Genomic DNA, 18,130 nt, shown 5'->3' on the forward strand with positions numbered 1-18,130 from the left:
TACGCCGTTCTTCGACAACAAGGCGTCGTTCCAGCGCGGTGTCAACCAGGTTGTCCGTCGCACCGCGATCCAGCTTGCCGACAATCTCGGTCGCGTGCGCGGAACGTCGGGTATCAACAGCGATCTGCAGGATGCACGTGGCAATATCCAGTTCGACGAGAGCACCTGGTATTTCGGCACCGATCCGTTCGGCTTCAAGACGCCGACGCCGAGCTACTATCGCGCCGCGGTGCAAAGCTTCCGCCGGTTCAATGCGTCGCTGGAGAATTGCGAAGCGGTGTTTGATGCCCGCGCCGACAATCTGCTGCAGCTGCTCGACGGCATGGCGAGCGACCTCGGCAACACGTCCGACATCCTGCGTCGCCGCTCGGAAGAGTTCAATGCGGGCTGGTTCGATACGCGCGCCGATGACCGCTTCTGGTTCTCCTTCGGCCAGCTCTATGCGCAAAATGCGCTTTTACAGGCAGCGCGTGCCGATTTCGGCAATGTCATCCGCGAACGCAATCTGGGGACTGTGTGGGCCGAGATGGAGCGCCAGCTGCAGGCTTCACTCAGGATCCAGCCGGCGATCATTTCCAATGGCCGCGAGGATGGCTGGATCATGCCGACCCATCTGGCCACGATGGGCTTCTACATTCTCCGGGTCCGCTCCAACATGGTCGAGATCCGCGCCATTCTCGATCGCTGATCCGGCGATCGATCGCCAATAGCAAAAGGCCCGGTTCGATGCCGGGCCTTTTGCGTTTCCGTCGATCTTGAAGATCGCGTTAGCTGATGATCTTCATCCGGATTGCCTTGGCGACCAACTGGGTGCGGTTGACGCAATCGAGCTTGCGGATCGCATTGGTCATATAGGCGTTGACCGTATGATCCGAGAGCGACAGGATCTGGCCAATCTCCAGTGAGGTCTTGCCCTGGGCGGTCCAGCGCACAACTTCAAGTTCGCGTGCGGACAGGACATTGGTCGTGCTGGCGGTGCGACGCAGGCGGTCGAAGACATCGAAGGCCTGAATGCTGATCATCGACAGCTCGTTCAGTTCGGGCTGAGTGAGTGGTCCCCGGCGGCCGTCGTAGCGAACCATCTGGCGGCTGCCATCAATCGACGAGGTCTGGAACATGACGCCCATCAGCAGGCCATAGCGGTACATAAGCTCGCACATTTCCGGCGGACAGTCGAAATCCGGCGACTTGCCGTCCGATCCGATCGTCCAGGTCTTGTGCATGATGGTTCGCGAGACATGTGATGTCAGCGGGCAAAACTTGAGGAAGCCTTTGCGATCGAATTCGCGAACAAAGTCGGACGGGATGGTGCTTTCGTGGACCAGATTTCCGAACAGCTTGTCCTGGAAGGTTGGCGCATTGGTGACCGTCACGTGGTCCAGGTCATATTCGTTTGCCACCCGGAGCCAACGCTGCATGAGCTCGGCGCGGCTCTGACAGCTCCCGATTTCGTCGCCCAAGAGCATCTGTCGTTCTGGCAGCATTTTTTGATATTTTCGAAAGTTGATATCTGTTTGTAAGTTATCTCACAAATATATCAGTCACGCCGAAAAGCTAGCACTTTTTGGAGGGGTATTGGTATTAATATGACTAATTTCTCACCGCTGCCGCTTGAATTGGCGGAACTCTGTTTCCTTAGGTTTTACACGGCCAAAGCCGTCCTGTAGCTGAAAGTCCTTCATCATAGCATTGGTATGATCCAGCCGTCTGCCGAGCCGTGGCAGAATCGCTTGCGCGCAGCGCTGCGCGTCGCCTGCGAGACCACCGCCCCGCCTCGGAACCCGGTCGCGTGGCGGTGCCCGCATTCTGGCAGCAGGATGGTCGTAGAAGGCTGCGGGGGATGTTTTCGTGTTGCTCGGATACGTAGTCGAGCGGCAATCAATCCTTGTCGGGATAGTCGCCCTTCTTCTTGTTCATCAACACTTCGAGATAACCCAGCATCACGGCCGATACGACAAAGGCGAGATGGATCAGGGTGAACCACATCAACTGGCCGTCGGTGTATTTGGTGGCGTTCAGGAATATCTGCAGCAGGTGGATCGAGGAGATGGCGACGATCGAGGACGCGACCTTGATCTTCAGGCTGCCGGCGTCGAGCTTGCCGAGAAAGGATACCTCGTCATCGGCGTTGTCGAACCGGCTGACGAAGTTCTCGTAGCCTGAAATCATCACCATCACGATCAGGCTTGCGACCAGGGCAGCATCAATCAGGCTGAGCATCGCGAGGATCATCTCAAACTCTTCGTAGGCAAACACGTTGCTGGCGATCTTGAGAAATTTGTAGCCAAAAGACAGCGCATAGACTGCGAGTGCAGCAACCAGACCGAGATAGAACACAACGAGGATCCAGCGGCTCGAGAGGATGATTTTTTCGATGACCAGTTCCAGCGATTTCATTGTGACCTCTGCAAGCTTTGGATTTCTCCTGATTTAGCCGAAGCAAGGGTTGCCGGACAAGGGTGATTGTTTAATCAGGGCATTCGGACTGCCGCGCCTTGTTGACCATATGGAGTTTCGTGTGCGGACCACGCTGCAGGTCCGAACGTGCCCGCGCCAAAATAGTCAGCTCGCCGGGCTTGCAACGATTGCCTGGTCGGCCGATCTTCGGCCGCAAAACAGAGGTGAGGAGACAGAAACTTGACGATCTTGTCCGATATCGAAATTGCCCGCGCGGCAAAGAAGCTTCCCATCCAGGCCATCGGTTCAAAGATCGGCATTTTGCCTGATGACCTCATTCCTTACGGCCATGACAAGGCAAAGATCTCGGCCGCGTTCATCGACGGGCTGGCCGGGCGACCGGACGGCAAGCTGATCCTGGTCACGGCGATCAATCCGACGCCGGCCGGCGAGGGCAAGACGACCACGACGGTCGGGCTCGGCGACGGGCTGAACCGGATCGGCAAGCGGGCGATCACCTGCATTCGCGAGGCCTCGCTTGGGCCGTGTTTCGGGGTCAAGGGTGGGGCGGCCGGCGGCGGTTATGCCCAGGTCGTGCCGATGGAAGAGATCAATCTGCATTTCACCGGCGATTTCCACGCCATCACCTCGGCCCACAATCTGCTGTCGGCACTGATCGACAACCACATCTACTGGGGCAACGACCTTGGCATTGACGCCCGGCGCATCACCTGGCGGCGGGTGATGGACATGAACGACCGGGCGTTGCGCCAGATCGTGTCTTCGCTGGGCGGTGCTTCCAACGGCTATCCGCGCGAGACCGGATTCGACATTACCGTGGCGTCCGAAGTGATGGCCATTCTGTGTCTTGCGACCGATCTCGACGATCTCGAACAGCGACTGGGCAACATCATCATCGGCTATCGCCGCGACAAGAGCCCGGTTTTCGCCCGCGATCTGAAGGCCGACGGCGCGATGACGGTTCTGCTCAAGGAGGCCATGCAGCCCAATCTGGTGCAGACGCTGGAAAACAATCCGGCCTTTGTGCATGGCGGTCCGTTCGCCAATATCGCGCATGGCTGCAATTCGGTGATCGCCACGAAGACAGCGCTGAAGCTCGCCGACTATGTGGTGACCGAGGCCGGGTTCGGGGCCGATCTCGGGGCGGAGAAATTCTTCGACATCAAATGCCGCAAGGCGGGCTTGCAGCCGGCGGCGGCGGTGATCGTGGCGACCGTTCGCGCGCTCAAGATGAACGGCGGCGTCGGCAAAGAGGATCTTGGCCGCGAGGATGTGCCGGCGGTCACCCGCGGCTGCGCCAATCTGGGGCGCCACGTGGCGAATGTGCGCAAGTTCGGCGTGCCCGTGGTCGTTGCCATCAACCACTTCGTTTCGGATACCGATGCCGAGATCGAGGCGGTGAAGGATTATGTCTCCCATCTCGGAGCCGATGCGATCGTCTGCCGCCATTGGGCTGACGGTTCGGCCGGCATCGAGGAGCTTGCCCGACGGGTGGCGGAAATGGCCGATAGCGGCGGTTCGCATTTCAAGCCGCTCTATCCGGATGCGCTGTCGCTGATGGAGAAGATCGAGACCGTGGCTTCGAAGATCTATCATGCCGGCGAAGTGACCAGCGACAAGGCTGTGCGCGACCAGCTGAAAAGCTGGGAGGAGCAGGGCTACGGGCACCTGCCGGTGTGCATGGCGAAGACGCAGTATTCGTTCTCGACCGATCCGACCTTGCGAGGGGCGCCGGAGGGCCATGTGGTGCATGTCCGCGAGGTGCGGCTTTCCGCCGGCGCCGGCTTCGTCGTGGCGATCACGGGAGAGATCATGACCATGCCCGGGCTGCCACGGGTCCCGTCGTCGGAGAAGATTTTCCTGAACGATCAAGGCTATATCGAAGGGCTGTTCTGACGCTGCGTCACCCCTGAAAAACTGTGGTATTTCTGCCGATATCGCAACGGTCATAATGCATGATAAAAAGAATCATGTATTATATCTTGACATAAACAATCATGTTTTATACGGCGTAAATGAGGCGACCGTTTCTGGTCGCCGCAATTTTGACGCAATCCCATTTGGCCAGCCCGCGCAGCATGAACTGCGCGGGAACGATCCTTCGTGGCCGCTGAAAGGAACATCGCATGGGTTTCCGGTCCCTCCGACCCGCATTGCTCACCTGTACCGCCCTTGCGGTGATTACTTTTGCTATTCCGGCTCGGTCGCAGGAGGCCGCATCGACGACGGACAACGGTGAAACCCGGCTGAACACGATCGTGGTCAAGGGTAAGCGCGGAGCAAACAAGACACTCGTTTCGGACAGTCCGCAGGTCAGTCAGGTTACGGCAGAGGATATCCAGCGGAACCAGATCAACAGCTTTAGGGATCTCGGACGTTCGCTTGAACCGGGTGTTGATTTCGTCAAGTCCGAGGGTGGCGTGACGATCCGCGGCCTGGGTGGGCCACGCATCCTGACGACGATCGATGGTATCCCGCTGCCCTATCTCGACAATTTTGCGCGACGTGGTGGTCCCGCCACCACGACGAACGTTGCCGGCGGCAGCGACAGCTTTGATTTCTCGTCGATTTCGACGCTTGATGTGCTGCGCGGTTCTGACTCGAGCCGCCTGGGTTCCGGCGCGCTGGCCGGCGGTATCGCCCTGCGCACCCTGGAGCCGGAAGATCTGATCGGCGAGGGCAGGGACTGGGGCGGCATGGCGAAAGCCACCTTCGACAGCGAGGAGATGAGCTTCGGCGGTTCCGCAGCGGTGGCAAAGCGCATCGACAATACGTCCGTGCTTTTCCAGGGCACCTACAGGCGGGGGCAGGAGCGGCAGAACCAGGGAACGGTGGATACCATCGGTGCAACGCGCACCGAGGCAAATCCTGGAGACTTCAACCAGAACAACCTGCTGTTCAAATTGCGGCAGGATCTGGAGGGCGGCCATACGGTTGGTCTGACGGCGGAACGCTATCGCTACAATTCCGATACCGAACTGAAAACATTGACGGGTGCCACGACGGGTTCAAGTCGTGTCTGGGCCGTCGGCGAATATGACGGGTTTGACGACACCGCACGCGATCGCGTCTCCCTGGACTACAGCTTCCTCAATCCCGCTGAAGATGCCGTCATTCAGTCGGCGCGACTGTCAGTGTACTGGCAGGAAACAACCAAGAATGCCGGCGCGACCGGACGTCGTGTGGGGGCCGTTGCCGGGCCATGGCTGCGCGACAACGAATTGCAGGAAAGTGCCATCGGCTTCACCGGCAACGTGGTCAGCGAGTTCAATACCGGCAATCTGACACATGAGCTGACAATCGGCGCTGATGGTGCCCTGCTCGATACGAGCCAGTTCGTGACCGGCATCGACGCATGCACACTCGGCACAGTGACAGCCGGTTGCTCGAACCTCAAGTCTAACCAGTCCGACATGCCGGACGTCGATGGCAAGAAGTTTGGTTTCTACATCGACGACAAGATATCGATGGAAAACAGCGCCTTCTCGCTGACGCCGGGCATTCGCTTTGATTGGTATGACTACGAACCCAAGCTGACGGACGCCTATGCCATCAACAACGGCTATCTGAAGGCTGGTCTTCCCGAGAGCAGCGATGGCAGCCGCCTCAGCCCGAAGCTGCTGGCGAGCTATGATCTGACCGATGAGGTGCAGGTCTACGCCCAGTGGTCGATGGCCTATCGCGCGCCGACGGTGAACGAACTCTATCTCGACTTCGTCAATACCGGATATGCCGTGGTCGGCAATCCGGAGCTTGAGGCGGAAACGTCGAACTCGTTCGAAATCGGCAGCAAGGTCGAATTCACCGATTTCGTCGCCCGTTTTGCGGCCTATCACAGCCGCTACAAGAACTTCATCGAACAGACAACCACATTCGGTGATCCGACCTACGGCATGCTGACGCAGTACAACAACCTGAAGCATGTGGATATTTCCGGCTTCGAATTCAGCCTGCGCAAGGACTTTGAAAACGGTCTCTTCGTTCACGCCGGCGGTGCCTACGCCTACGGTAAGGACAAGGACGCTGACAAGTATCTTCGCTCGGTTGCCCCGTTCAAAGGCGTGGTCGGTTTCGGTTTCGAGCAGCAGACATGGGGTACGGATCTCAGCCTTATCGCTGCGGCCGGCATGCGTGACGACGGCGTCGCGACGACGTTTGACGCACCGGGTTACGGTGTTGTCGATCTGACTGCATGGTGGGAACCTGAGCAGACTAAGGGCCTGCGCATTCAGGCCGGCATCTACAATCTGCTCGACAAGACCTACTACAACGCGGTCAGCATGAAGGACTTCAACCCGACAACGGTGCCGGGTACCGGCAATACCAACCAGCCTATCGAGTATTACTCCGAACCCGGCCGGACCTTCAAAATCTCGTTGACGCAAAAGTTCTAAATTTCGCTTCGGCGGGGGCAAGGGAAGGGCGGTGTCATCGGACGCCGCCCCTTTTCCGTTACCGGCAATAGCGGAAACCGCTGTTTCGCTTGATCACATCCAGATGCAGGTGGTCCTGGTGGGCGGCGTCGCTGCCGGGGGAGAGGACGGTGGTGAAATACAGGCAGGCCATCGCGTTCAGGCTGCGCTGGAAGGCGGCGGCGAATGTTCCGTCATCCTGTTTGGCGATCACCATGGGCACGGTGCCGCGTTCGAATGTCAGGGCGGCGATGTCGACGGCATTGCCGCGGGCGTGTTCTGAGATCTTGCCGTTTTCCGCGCTGTTGCGGTTGCGGCATATGTAGCCCGATGCCTGGTTGACGGTTTTTAGCGCGCCCTTGTCGGACAGGCCAAGCTTTGCTGCGGGGGCGATCATGTCGCGGGTCATCCGGGCAAGCTGCAAGGCCGTTTCGCAACGGAACGTCCCGGCGGGTTCCAGCGCGACTGTTGGGGAGAGCCGCGTCAGCGTTATCGGCCTGTCGATGCCGCAGCCATTGCCGTCGTCGATCCGCGCGGGTTGTTCGAATGTCGCGCCCAGATCCTTCAAGGCTGCCGTGCACGCCTTGAAGCCTGCCTCATCCTCAGTGACAACGGTCGGCGGAGGCGTCTTCGGTTCCGGGGCGGGTTCCGGCGCTTTCTCCGGGGCAGGGTTTGGGGCCGGGGGCAAGTCCGGCTTCGTTGCCGGCACAGATGCTGCCGGTGGGGGTGGCTGGGTGGAGCCCGCGTCGTCGGGCGCGACCGCGTCCGGTGCGTCGTCTTCGTCCGCTTCCTTTGCTGTGCCAGCCGGTTCAACCGCCTCCGGCTTATCGGCAGGTTTCGGCACAGGCGCTGCGACCTGTGGCTTCTCTTCAGGGGTCGGCCCGCGGGCTGGGAGGCTTGCGCCGATGAGCCAGATCATGGCCAGACTTACGCCGAGAAAATTCCGCATTTTGGATCTCGTCTCCCTTTTGCCGCGAGGGCTAACGGTTGGGAGCCGCTTAAGTTCAGTCCATGCTCTGCAATGTTCCCTGAATATGTGCGTCGAATCCCGCTTGCGCAGGGGCAAAGAGCAGGTTATCAAAAACGCCATGAAGATCGTTTTGAACAACAATGCTTGGTGGTGGGTACGCTAACGCGGCCTTGACCAATCATGTCTTGAGACGATTGAACCCAAAGCCGCCCGGAGAACCTGAGGCGGCTTTTTTGTATTCAGGCGCCTTCCAACCGGGCCATGAAAGACGGAGAGAGACTGGAATGTCGACGATCATGCGGGACGACGGGAGCGAGGCCTATGTAACGCGCGGCGGTGTCACCGTAACGCGGCGGCGGCGGCCGACACCCTATGCTGATGCGGTCAGCACGTATGTCGACAAGCTCGACGAGCGGCGCGGCGCGGTGTTCTCGTCGAATTACGAATATCCGGGTCGTTACACCCGCTGGGACACCGCCATCGTCGATCCGCCGCTTGGCATCTCCTGCTTTGGCCGCCGGGTGTGGATCGAGGCCTATAACGGTCGTGGCGAGGCGCTCCTGGCACTGATCGCCGACAAGCTGGCGACGGTATCCGATCTCGATCTCGGTGCCCGCACGGAGCGTCGCCTCGATCTGGAGGTCAAGGTACCGGATCGTGTCTTCACCGAGGAAGAGCGCTCGAAAATCCCGACCGTCTTTACCGTTCTCCGAGCCATCACCGACCTCTTTCATTCCGAGGAAGATGCAGCGATCGGCCTGTTTGGCGCCTTCGGCTACGATCTGGCCTTCCAGTTCGACGCGATCAAATTATCGCTGCAGCGCCCGGAAGACCAGCGTGACATGGTGCTGTTCCTGCCGGATGAAATCCTGGTCGTCGACCACTATTCGGCCAAGGCGTGGATCGATCGCTACGATTTTACCAAGGGCGACGTGACGACCGAGGGGAAATCGGAGGAGATTGCGCCGGAACCGTTCCAGCACACCGACACCATTCCGCCGCGTGGCGACCATCGTCCGGGCGAATATGCCGAGCTTGTCACCAAGGCGAAGGAAAGCTTCCGTCGCGGCGACCTGTTCGAGGTCGTGCCGGGGCAGAAATTCATGGAACGCTGCGACAGCAAGCCGTCGCAGATCTCCAAGCGGCTGAAGGAAATCAATCCGTCGCCGTATTCCTTCTTCATCAATCTCGGCAATCAGGAATATCTGGTCGGCGCCTCGCCGGAAATGTTCGTTCGGGTCAATGGCCGGCGCATCGAGACCTGCCCGATCTCGGGCACGATCAAGCGTGGCGACGATCCGATCGCCGACTCGGAACAGATCCTCAAACTGCTCAACTCCAAGAAGGACGAGAGCGAGTTGACCATGTGCTCGGACGTCGACCGCAACGACAAGAGCCGCGTTTGCGAACCGGGTTCGGTCAAGGTCATCGGCCGCCGCCAGATCGAAATGTATTCGCGCCTCATCCATACCGTCGACCACATCGAGGGCCGGCTGCGCGACGACATGGACGCATTCGACGGCTTCCTCAGCCATGCCTGGGCCGTGACTGTAACCGGTGCGCCGAAACTCTGGGCCATGCGGTTCATCGAAGCACATGAAAAGAGCCCGCGCGCCTGGTATGGTGGCGCGATCGGCATGGTCGGCTTCAACGGCGACATGAATACCGGGCTGACCCTTCGCACGGTGCGCATCAAGGACGGCATTGCCGAAGTGCGTGCCGGTGCGACGCTGTTAAATGATAGCATCCCGGAAGAGGAAGAGGCCGAAACCGAACTGAAGGCATCCGCCATGATTGCAGCCATTCGTGACGCAAAGACGGGCAATGATGCGAAGAACAAGCGCGGCGTGGCCGCTGTCGGGCAGGGGATCAATATCCTGCTCGTCGACCACGAAGACTCGTTCGTGCATACGCTCGCCAACTATTTCCGCCAGACGGGGGCTACGGTGAACACCGTGCGCTCTCCGGTCGCCGACGAGGTTTTCGACAGGCTCAATCCCGATCTCGTCGTTCTATCGCCGGGACCGGGATCTCCGAAGGACTTCGATTGCAAGGCGACGATCAAGAAGGCGCGGGCTCGGCAATTGCCGATCTTCGGCGTCTGCCTCGGCCTGCAGGCGCTGGCCGAAGCCTATGGCGGCGAGTTGCGCCAGCTTGCGGTTCCGATGCACGGCAAGCCGTCGCGCATCCGCATTCTCGAGCCCGGCCTGGTGTTTTCCGGTCTCGCCAAGGAAGTGACGGTTGGCCGTTATCACTCGATCTTTGCCGATCCTGCGACGCTTCCCCGCGAATTCATGATCACGGCGGAAAGCGAAGACGGCACGATCATGGGCATCGAACACACCAAGGAACCGGTGGCTGCGGTGCAGTTCCACCCGGAATCGATCATGACGCTTGGCCAGGATGCCGGCATGCGGATGATCGAGAACGTCGTGGCGCATCTGGCGAAGAGAGCCAAGGTGAAAGCCGCCTGATACCGGTTTCGGCGGGTTGACCCGCTGTTAAACTCTGTGCTTTAGACTGCGCGAACTTGAAACCGCCTGCGCTCCGTCGCGGGCGGTTTTGCATTTTGGGATTGCCCATTGCAATTCGCTCGCATCTGCACGGACACATATGATGGTCGGAACACAAGACAATCTGGTTCAGCGGCTCGCCTTCTGGGGCATTCCGCTGGCGTTTGGCGTGATGGGGCTGAAGCTTCTGGCCTGGTGGCTCACCGGCTCCGTGGCGCTGCTGTCGGACGGGCTGGAATCGACCGTCAATGTGATTGCGGCCTTCATCGCCTATTTCGTCATTCGATACGCGCAAAAGCCGGCTGATGATGATCACCCATACGGCCATCACAAGGCGGAATATCTGTCGGCGGTCGTCGAGGGGGTGCTGATTGTCGTGGCCGCCCTGGTGATCATCAACGAGGCCGTGGCAGCGCTTGCCGATCCGCAGGTGCTGAATGCGCCAGCGCTCGGCCTTGCAATCAATTTTGTCGCGGGTCTGATCAATCTTGTCTGGGCGCGCACGTTGATCCGGGTTGGCAAGTCGCATCGCTCGCCGGCTCTTGCGGCCGATGGCCATCACATCATGTCGGATGTGGTGACGTCGATCGGGGTTCTGGCCGGTCTGGTTCTGGTCGTGATCACCGGCTATGCGATCCTCGATCCGCTGCTCGCCATCCTGGTTGCCTGCAATATCATCTTCCAGGGCTGGAAGGTGATCAGCACCTCCGTCGATGGACTGATGGACAAGGCGGTTGAGGTCAGCGACGTGGAGGCGATCAAGAAAGCGATTGCCGAGAATGCGGAGGGCTCGCTCGGCGTGCATTATCTGCGCACGCGGCGCGGCGGTGCGGTGACATTCGTCGCCTTCGATCTGGTCGTTCCGGCCGATATGACCGTGGTCGAGGCGCACCAGATCTGCGATCGGCTGGAAGCTGCGGTCATGGCCGTGCTGCCGGGCGGGCGCGTGACAATCCATGTGGAACCGGAAAGCGAAGAGGCCCACGGCGTGGGCGTAGCGGTAAAGGGATAAGATTATGAGCATGACCGATGTATCGGGACTGTCGCAACTCGGCCATGCGGTCGAAGCGCCGACCAGCCCGGAGACTGCCGTGATGGAGCGTGTGCCGAACGGCAATGCCGGGACGGATTATGTGGTGCGCTTCACCGCGCCGGAATTCACCTCGCTATGCCCGATGACTGGCCAGCCGGATTTCGCCCATATCGTCATCGACTACATTCCCGGCGACTGGCTGGTCGAATCGAAGTCGTTGAAGCTCTTCCTGTTTGCGTTCCGCAATCATGGCGCTTTTCATGAAGATTGCTCGATTTATATCGGCAAGCGCATTGTCGAGCTGCTCGATCCGAAGTGGCTGAGGATCGGTGCCTACTGGTATCCGCGCGGTGGCATCCCGATCGACGTCTTCTGGCAGACCGGCGAGGCGCCGAAAGGTGTCTGGTTGCCGGAGCAGGGGGTCGCGACCTATCGCGGGCGCGGCTGAAGCCGGTTTTCGCTCTTCAAGCCTGATGTGAGGCGTTGGCGAAAGGCTACTCCCGGCAAGGGGTTGGCAGGATTTGCGAAGAGCTTGAATCAAACGAGAAACGGCGGCCAATGGCCGCCGTTCACATGTCTGGATACTGGTGTGCGATCAGCCGAAGGCGATTGCGGCACCACCGATGACGGTTGCTACGCCGAGCAGGCGAGCGACAACCGGGCCGAAGCGGTTGAGGGCGATCCCGAGGCCGAGGCCCGCGACATGCAGGCCGGCGGTGGCGATCAGGAAGCCAAGGCCGAACTGGAGGGCGCCGGCGGTGCCGAGTTCGCCGCCATGGGCATGGCCGTGGAACAGGGCGAATGCTGCGACGACAGCGGCAGAGGCTGCAACCGGCAGGCGGACAGCAGCCGCGACCAGCAAGCCGAGGCCGATGACCGAGGCGAGAATTGCCGGTTCGACGAAGGGCAGGTCAATGCCGGCGACAGCAAGCGCAAAGCCGATGGCCATGGTGCCGACGAAAGCGGCCGGAACTGCCCAGAGCGCGCGGCCGCCGATCTGCGAGGCCCAGATGCCGACGGCAACCATCGCCAGAATATGGTCGGCGCCGAACAGCGGGTGCGACAGGCCTGCCATCATCGAACCGTGTTCTTCCGGGTTCAGGTGGGCAAAGGCCGGGGCGGCGGCTGCGGCAAATATGGCTGCGGTGTAGGAAAGGCGTTTCAACATTTTAGGTCCCTCTATTTGGTCGACTCAAGGCGGCCGTGTTCGGTCCCGCCACCTCGTCTCTGTATGTCATCCGTGACAGTAACGTAAGCTGTTTGGCGCTGTCCATGGCAATGTCGGGTGCGAAACTACGTCGAATGCCGGGGATGGGCGGTGCATGCCGCGGCAGCGGGTGGCGCAGATGGGATGTGGGGCGTTCGAATGGGGACGGTTCGGCGCTTCCGGGTTGCACGGTTCTCGACCGGTATCGGCCTTTGGCTGGCAAAAAGCGGTCTTGTGGCGATAAATCAACTGGGCCGCCGCTTCATCGGGGGAATGCGGCTTGATCGGATTTAGACCTTTCGCTATCGGCGGGTTGTGCTTAGGCTCAAGTTGTGCGGCGTCAAACGACCTGCTGTCGGGCAGGCGGACCACGCCCTACTTAAGGTCGGGCGTGTGCCCTATATAACAGACAGTGCAAGCGTATCGGCGGATGGGATGAGGCTATGCGGCCAATGATTGTGACGTGCGGAAGATCAGTTTTTCAAACTTTCCTGCTGGTAGCGGCCTGTATCGGGCTTTTTACGCTGTCCGCTCAGGCTGCCGACGATTGCCGCGCTTCTCCGGCGCCGGGGATCAATTGGGAGGATTGCGACAAGAAGCTGATCATGCTGGACAGCAGCGATCTTAGCGGCGCAAATCTTACCCGGACGGATTTCACTTCCACGGATCTCAGAAGCAGCAACCTGACCAAGGCGAACCTGGAGAAGGCGGTCCTGGTGCGCGCCAGCTTTGCCGGGTCGACGGCCACGGGCGCGCGCTTTGCGCGGATCGAAGCCTACCGGACCGATTTCAGCCAGCTCGATGCTCTGGGAGCCATTTTCAGCGGCGCCGAATTGCAGCGATCCATCTTCACCCAGGCGAAGCTTGGCGATGCCGATTTCACCAAGGCTGATCTGGGGCGCTCGCAATTCGACGGAGCCGATGTTGGCGGCAGCCGTTTCTCGCTGGCCAATCTTGCTCGCGCCGACTTTCGCGGGGCGGCGTTTGCCAAGCCGGTCGATTTCGACCGGGCTTTCTTCTTCCTCACAAGGATCGAAGGCGTTGACCTGACGGCTGCGACTGGTCTCACCCAGTGGCAGGTGGACATGGCTTGTGGCGATGCGCAGACAAGGCTGCCGGCCGGTCTGAACACACCCGCCAGCTGGCCCTGTCAGTTTCAGCAGGAATAACCGCGACAAGATCGGGCATCCGACAGTTTTGTCTGGTTCCGCTGGTGGCTGGTTCTGCGGTTAGACCTGGGCGACCGCTGTCTGAGTCTCTGCAATCGAGAGAGCCTCGGTTACAGCCAGATCGGCCATGGCGAGTGCTGCCTCGCGTGATCTAGCGGCGGCGACGAAGCGTCCATTGTGGCAGAAACTCGCGCCAGCGATGCCGCAGGCAGCTTCCAGATCGCCGTTGGTGAGGCCCGCCCAGGCGGCCGGCAGATCGGCTCGGACCTCAAAACCTTCGTCCGCACGGCGGATGGTGGTCAGGCACCAGTCCTTTTCGCGCGGGTGAACGACGAACAGCAGGTGATCGGCACCCGCCTTCAGAATGGCCGGGCGGAAGGGCATGCCCATCGGCAGTTCCAGCACGCGACCCGTACCGGTATCGACGATCGCCTGATGCACAAGCGCCTCGGCTCGCAGTTTTGCGGCACTTCCGGCGATCCGGGCCTCGACAAAGCTGCGGGCAACGGCCAGCGCGGCATGGAAGCAGCGATCGATCGCCTCAGGGTCGGTTTCGTCAAAGACCGGTTTCAAGGTTTCCAGCAGGGCGGGCAGCGTCAGTCCTGCTAGCGGCCCCGCGATCGACGGGCTGAGGGCGCCGTTGTCGACCAGGTCGATCGGCAGCACGAAACTTGCGTCGAAGGAGGCGTGGATCTTTTCAACATGCGCCTCAGGGACGTCCGAGGCGGCTAGGTAATCCTTGCCGTAATGCTTCCAGATCAATCCGAATGAGCTGTAGGGCTGGCCGTCGTCGCGCAGCGGCGCGCCGCGCTGATGGTGGTCGAAGATCTGCGCTTGCGCATCATAGGCGCCACCGACGTCGTAGATGATACGATCCGAAGCGGGGGTGATCCATTCCGGCGCCCGGCTGCGGACGATGCGAGCCTGGGGGAACAGCCTGGTCAGGATCACGCTGGACAGCAGCTCGTCGGCATGGAAGCCACCGGAATGGGTGACGAGGAAGTCTGGGGTCATGCCGGGATGCGCCTTGTCGTTTGTGGAGGGTCTGTTTGTGGTTGGCTCCAGATAGCCTGTGCCGGATGTCATCTCAACCCGCCATTTGCGCATTAGGCCGCGATGGGCACATTGGGCGCTCTGACCCGCCCTTTGATGTCGCGTGCCGCCTTGCGGCTCAAGTGGCCGGATTTTCGCAATGCCTATGGCATGCGTTGCCGGAATGCGTCAGGAAATCGCGGTGATCTCAAGTTCCTGACCTCCCGCCTCGACGATGTCTCCGACCGCCTTGCCGATCAGCATCTTTGCCACCGGGGACACAAAGGAAATCGACCCGGCTTTCGGATCCGCCTCATCTTCGCCGACAATCCGATACGTCTGCACACGCCCGTCGTCACGGCTGAAGGTTACGGTGCTGCCGAAGGAAACGGTGTCCGTCGATGTCGGATGGGGGATCAGCTGTGCGCTGTGGACCCTGGCCGCAAAGTAGCGGGTGTCGCGCAAAGGTGTTGCTGCCTGCCGGCGCCGTTCGTTGACATCCTCGATCGCGGTCGTCGCCTCATAGGCGTCGCGCGCCTGGCGCAGTTGCAGTTCGAGCGCCTTCAGTCCGGCCTCCGATACAAGGTTCGGATGGGGTGAAATGGGCCGATCGGGTAACAGGGTTTCTGCAGCCGTTTCGGAACTTTCTTCTTTGGTGAAGGCAACGCTCAATCTTCAACTCCATCGCAATATGGCGCGCAATGAACGCGCCGTGGGTGGTCCGCGTTTGTCTGCAGCTTGCACAGAATGGCAATGGGCGAGCCATCGATGAGATGGCCCATGTGCCTGCGCCTCATTTCTTAGGATGCGCATCCAGCACTTCGGCGCATCTCGACAGGCTCAGCCCCTCGCCATCGGTGTCATTCGAGGCACGGATTGTCACAATAGCATTCGACTTGTCGGTGGTAATCTGCAATTCGCAAAACAGTTGCTGATATTGCGGCGGCGAAATCATCTCAGGTCCCCAGCCCGGATCGCGGGCAATGACGCGGGTCTCTGTCACGGTCTGGCCCGAGCCGGTCTGGCGGGTCTCCGTGCGCACCACGGTTCGGGACGGTTCGGGCATGGTATAGGTTGGTGGGATGTAGCGTGTCCTGTCGCCGCCGCGCCAGGTGTAGATGATCGTGCCGTTCGACAGGGGATACTGGCTGATCGGTGGACCATACTGGATGAAGAAGGAATCGATCGGCTGGCCGACCCAGCGCGACTGGATCACCTGCTGGGCTTCTTCTGTCGTGGTGCAGCCGGTGAGCGCCATGAATGCGGCGAGGATGGCGTGGCGAATTTTCATGATCGTGGTTCCTGTTCGGCCGCATTGCGAACGCCGTTCGATGGCGGCGATGGTCCGCATGGAATGCGCAGCCACGCAATCCTGTCGGTGTTCAATTAGCGCCGTGTTTCCGTGCCAGACAAGATGCCGGACCGGTCTGTGTCCATATTTGGCCTGGTCCATCCCCCGTTAATGTGCTGCGGTTTGCGCTTGTCTGTCCGGGCTTGATCCCCATATTGCAGTGTGAATGAAATGCCCGGCACCACGCCGGGCAAGGAGTTGCCTTTGATCGCGTTTGACAACAGCTACAGTCGGTTGCCCGAACATTTTTTCCGGCCGGCCAAGCCCGCCGCCGCCGCGCAACCGCAGTTGATCCGCTACAATCAGGCGCTGGCCGATCAGCTTGGCATCGCGCTCGATGCTGGCGACACCGTGCGGCTGGCGCAGATCTTTTCCGGGCAGATCCTGCCGGTTGGTGCCGAGCCGATCGCCATGGCCTATTCGGGCCATCAGTTCGGTCATTTCAACCCGCAACTCGGTGATGGTCGGGCGCTGCTGCTCGGCGAGGTGATTGATCAAGAGGGACGCCGACGCGACATCCAGCTGAAAGGCGCCGGTCCGACAGCCTTTTCCCGCAATGGCGACGGGCTTGCAGCGCTGGGTCCGGTGCTGCGCGAGTATATCGTCTCCGAGGCCATGGCAGCGCTTGGTATCCCGACGACACGGGCGCTGGCGGCCGTGCTGACCGGCGAACCGGTGATCCGCGAGACGGTGTTGCCGGGGGCCGTGTTCACGCGGGTTGCCGCCAGCCATATCCGCGTCGGGACGTTCCAGTATTTCGCCGCGCGCGGCGATACCGATGGGGTGAAGACGCTCGCCGATCATGTGATCGCCCGGCATTATCCCGAGGTCTCCGGTTCTGAAAATCCCTATGCGGCGCTGCTGTCTGCCATCTCGGTGCGCCAGGCCGAACTGATCGCCCGCTGGCTTTCGGTCGGCTTTATCCATGGGGTGATGAACACCGACAACGTCGCGATCTCCGGCGAGACGATTGATTTCGGACCTTGCGCCTTTCTCGACGAGTATGATCCGAAGAAGGTGTTTTCGTCGATCGACCAGCGCGGCCGCTATGCCTATGCCAACCAGCCGGGCATCGGCCAGTGGAACATCGCGCGGCTGGCGGAATGCCTGCTGCCGTTGCTGGATGAAGACGAAGAAAAAGCGGTCGAGATGGCCAATGGCGTCCTGTCCCAGTTCGGCGATGTCTTTCAGGCGGCCTGGCTTGCGGCCTTCCGGGCCAAACTCGGTCTTATGGGGGAAGACGATCAGGACCGGACGCTGGTCAGCGACCTGCTTGAACTGATGCAAAAGGGCGAGGCGGATTTCACGCTGACGTTTAGGGCGCTTGGCAAGGTTGCCGGGGGATCCGATGATGCGGTACTGGAGGCGCAGTTTACCGATGTGGCTGGGCTTGCCGGATGGCTCGTCCGCTGGCGTCAGCGCATGGAAGGCGGTCGTTCCCGCGCGGAGATCCAGGCTGAGATGGAGACCGTCAACCCCGCGCTGATCCCGCGCAATCACCGTATCGAGGAGGCTATCCAGGCGGCAATCTACAACGATTTTTCGTTCTTCCACCGGCTGTCTGATGCGCTGCGGAAACCCTTCGCGGAAGACCCTGATGTGGCCGATCTATGCCTGCCACCAAAACCCGAAGAGCGCGTGACACGCACCTTCTGCGGAACATAGAGAGACGGCGGGGCATCCAGATTTTGCCCCGCCGCCTATGTTCAGCCGATCAGAATTCTTCCCAGCTGTCCTGCTTCAATGCTGTGTTGCCGATCGAGGCCGGCATGCGGGCCGGGTTCGTGGTGGGCGCAGGGCGTGCTGCTGGTCGAGGTGCTGTGGCCCGAGGTTTTGTCATGTTCGTTGTGTATTAGATTATCGGGGTGTGCCGTTATCAGGGCGACAGGGAGGATCGTGGGTACTGGAGCGTCCCTGTCACCCGACTCGCCGGATGTTCCCTGCACCTGTCGTGCGGGCGACATCGGCTGTTGTCATTTTGCCGCTGGCTGGCAGATTGTCTGCGGATAAGTGGTCGTGCAACAC

Annotated in this window: 15 protein-coding genes; 8 read left to right on the top strand and 7 right to left on the bottom strand. The window is 60.5% G+C overall.

Annotated elements, in window-relative coordinates:
* Positions 1-688 (top strand): DUF2333 family protein (locus tag PDO_RS17925; protein WP_007605292.1); only part of this gene is annotated, 688 nt, incomplete at its 5' end.
* A gap of 79 nt (positions 689-767) precedes the next feature.
* On the opposite strand, the gene PDO_RS17930 is transcribed toward PDO_RS17925, so the two are convergent.
* Positions 768-1,418, bottom strand: coding sequence for a response regulator transcription factor (locus tag PDO_RS17930; protein ID WP_237368684.1), 651 nt, complete (start codon positions 1,416-1,418; stop codon positions 768-770).
* A 460-nt stretch (positions 1,419-1,878) separates the two neighbouring features.
* Positions 1,879-2,397: a TIGR00645 family protein gene (locus tag PDO_RS17935; RefSeq protein ID WP_007605297.1), complete on the bottom strand. Its 519-nt coding sequence runs from the start codon at positions 2,395-2,397 to the stop codon at positions 1,879-1,881.
* A gap of 240 nt (positions 2,398-2,637) precedes the next feature.
* Here PDO_RS17935 and PDO_RS17940 point away from each other — a divergent pair, with 240 nt between their 5' ends.
* Both PDO_RS17940 and PDO_RS17945 read left to right on the top strand, forming a co-directional pair.
* Positions 2,638-4,314, top strand: a complete 1,677-nt coding sequence (locus tag PDO_RS17940) for a formate--tetrahydrofolate ligase (protein WP_007605298.1) — start codon at positions 2,638-2,640, stop codon at positions 4,312-4,314.
* Between the two features lie 230 nt (positions 4,315-4,544).
* A complete protein-coding gene (locus tag PDO_RS17945; RefSeq protein ID WP_007605300.1) occupies positions 4,545-6,812 on the top strand; it encodes a TonB-dependent hemoglobin/transferrin/lactoferrin family receptor in 2,268 nt (755 codons plus the stop codon).
* A 58-nt stretch (positions 6,813-6,870) separates the two neighbouring features.
* Here the strand turns inward: PDO_RS17945 and PDO_RS17950 are convergent, their stop codons facing one another.
* Positions 6,871-7,779 (bottom strand): extensin family protein, encoded by a 909-nt coding sequence (locus PDO_RS17950; RefSeq protein ID WP_007605302.1) that lies wholly within the window; start codon positions 7,777-7,779, stop codon positions 6,871-6,873.
* Between the two features lie 305 nt (positions 7,780-8,084).
* Between PDO_RS17950 and PDO_RS17955 the strand changes: the two genes are divergently transcribed.
* From PDO_RS17955 to queF, 3 genes are all read left to right on the top strand, one after another.
* Positions 8,085-10,274: an anthranilate synthase gene (locus PDO_RS17955; protein ID WP_007605303.1), complete on the top strand. Its 2,190-nt coding sequence runs from the start codon at positions 8,085-8,087 to the stop codon at positions 10,272-10,274.
* 139 nt (positions 10,275-10,413) lie between these two features.
* Positions 10,414-11,325: a cation diffusion facilitator family transporter gene (locus PDO_RS17960; protein WP_007605306.1), complete on the top strand. Its 912-nt coding sequence runs from the start codon at positions 10,414-10,416 to the stop codon at positions 11,323-11,325.
* Positions 11,326-11,329: 4 nt separating this feature from the next.
* Positions 11,330-11,794, top strand: coding sequence for a preQ(1) synthase (gene queF / locus PDO_RS17965; protein ID WP_007605308.1), 465 nt, complete (start codon positions 11,330-11,332; stop codon positions 11,792-11,794).
* A 147-nt stretch (positions 11,795-11,941) separates the two neighbouring features.
* Here queF and PDO_RS17970 read toward each other — a convergent pair whose 3' ends face one another.
* Complete coding sequence (locus PDO_RS17970; protein ID WP_007605310.1) at positions 11,942-12,514, bottom strand: HupE/UreJ family protein; 573 nt, start codon at positions 12,512-12,514, stop codon at positions 11,942-11,944.
* A gap of 482 nt (positions 12,515-12,996) precedes the next feature.
* On the opposite strand from PDO_RS17970, the gene PDO_RS17975 reads away from it, so the two are divergent.
* Complete coding sequence (locus tag PDO_RS17975) at positions 12,997-13,722, top strand: pentapeptide repeat-containing protein (RefSeq protein WP_007605312.1); 726 nt, start codon at positions 12,997-12,999, stop codon at positions 13,720-13,722.
* A 60-nt stretch (positions 13,723-13,782) separates the two neighbouring features.
* Here the strand turns inward: PDO_RS17975 and PDO_RS17980 are convergent, their stop codons facing one another.
* The 3 genes from PDO_RS17980 to PDO_RS26785 form a co-directional block, all read right to left on the bottom strand.
* Entirely contained in the window at positions 13,783-14,736 is a 954-nt protein-coding gene (locus tag PDO_RS17980) for an MYG1 family protein (RefSeq protein ID WP_037074559.1), read from the bottom strand.
* A gap of 207 nt (positions 14,737-14,943) precedes the next feature.
* Complete coding sequence (greA, locus tag PDO_RS17985) at positions 14,944-15,426, bottom strand: transcription elongation factor GreA (RefSeq protein ID WP_007605317.1); 483 nt, start codon at positions 15,424-15,426, stop codon at positions 14,944-14,946.
* A gap of 121 nt (positions 15,427-15,547) precedes the next feature.
* Complete coding sequence (locus tag PDO_RS26785) at positions 15,548-16,045, bottom strand: hypothetical protein (protein ID WP_007605318.1); 498 nt, start codon at positions 16,043-16,045, stop codon at positions 15,548-15,550.
* 231 nt (positions 16,046-16,276) lie between these two features.
* Here PDO_RS26785 and PDO_RS17995 point away from each other — a divergent pair, with 231 nt between their 5' ends.
* Positions 16,277-17,770, top strand: coding sequence for a protein adenylyltransferase SelO (locus PDO_RS17995; protein WP_007605320.1), 1,494 nt, complete (start codon positions 16,277-16,279; stop codon positions 17,768-17,770).
* The last annotated feature ends 360 nt before the right edge of the window (positions 17,771-18,130 follow it).

Source organism: Rhizobium sp. PDO1-076 (assembly GCF_000247475.1).
Lineage (GTDB): Bacteria > Pseudomonadota > Alphaproteobacteria > Rhizobiales > Rhizobiaceae > Allorhizobium.

What these genes read in the sequence shown, in the direction of transcription:
- PDO_RS17930 (WP_237368684.1), bottom strand. Translation starts at nt 1,418, where the DNA reads ATGCAGCGTTGGCTCCGGGTGGCAAACGAATATGACCTGGACCACGTG.
- PDO_RS17935 (WP_007605297.1), bottom strand. Translation starts at nt 2,397, where the DNA reads ATGAAATCGCTGGAACTGGTCATCGAAAAAATCATCCTCTCGAGCCGC.
- PDO_RS17945 (WP_007605300.1), top strand. Translation starts at nt 4,545, where the DNA reads ATGGGTTTCCGGTCCCTCCGACCCGCATTGCTCACCTGTACCGCCCTT.
- PDO_RS17950 (WP_007605302.1), bottom strand. Translation starts at nt 7,779, where the DNA reads ATGCGGAATTTTCTCGGCGTAAGTCTGGCCATGATCTGGCTCATCGGC.
- PDO_RS17955 (WP_007605303.1), top strand. Translation starts at nt 8,085, where the DNA reads ATGTCGACGATCATGCGGGACGACGGGAGCGAGGCCTATGTAACGCGC.
- PDO_RS17960 (WP_007605306.1), top strand. Translation starts at nt 10,414, where the DNA reads ATGATGGTCGGAACACAAGACAATCTGGTTCAGCGGCTCGCCTTCTGG.
- queF (WP_007605308.1), top strand. Translation starts at nt 11,330, where the DNA reads ATGAGCATGACCGATGTATCGGGACTGTCGCAACTCGGCCATGCGGTC.
- PDO_RS17970 (WP_007605310.1), bottom strand. Translation starts at nt 12,514, where the DNA reads ATGTTGAAACGCCTTTCCTACACCGCAGCCATATTTGCCGCAGCCGCC.
- PDO_RS17975 (WP_007605312.1), top strand. Translation starts at nt 12,997, where the DNA reads ATGCGGCCAATGATTGTGACGTGCGGAAGATCAGTTTTTCAAACTTTC.
- PDO_RS17980 (WP_037074559.1), bottom strand. Translation starts at nt 14,736, where the DNA reads ATGACCCCAGACTTCCTCGTCACCCATTCCGGTGGCTTCCATGCCGAC.
- PDO_RS26785 (WP_007605318.1), bottom strand. Translation starts at nt 16,045, where the DNA reads ATGAAAATTCGCCACGCCATCCTCGCCGCATTCATGGCGCTCACCGGC.
- PDO_RS17995 (WP_007605320.1), top strand. Translation starts at nt 16,277, where the DNA reads ATGCCCGGCACCACGCCGGGCAAGGAGTTGCCTTTGATCGCGTTTGAC.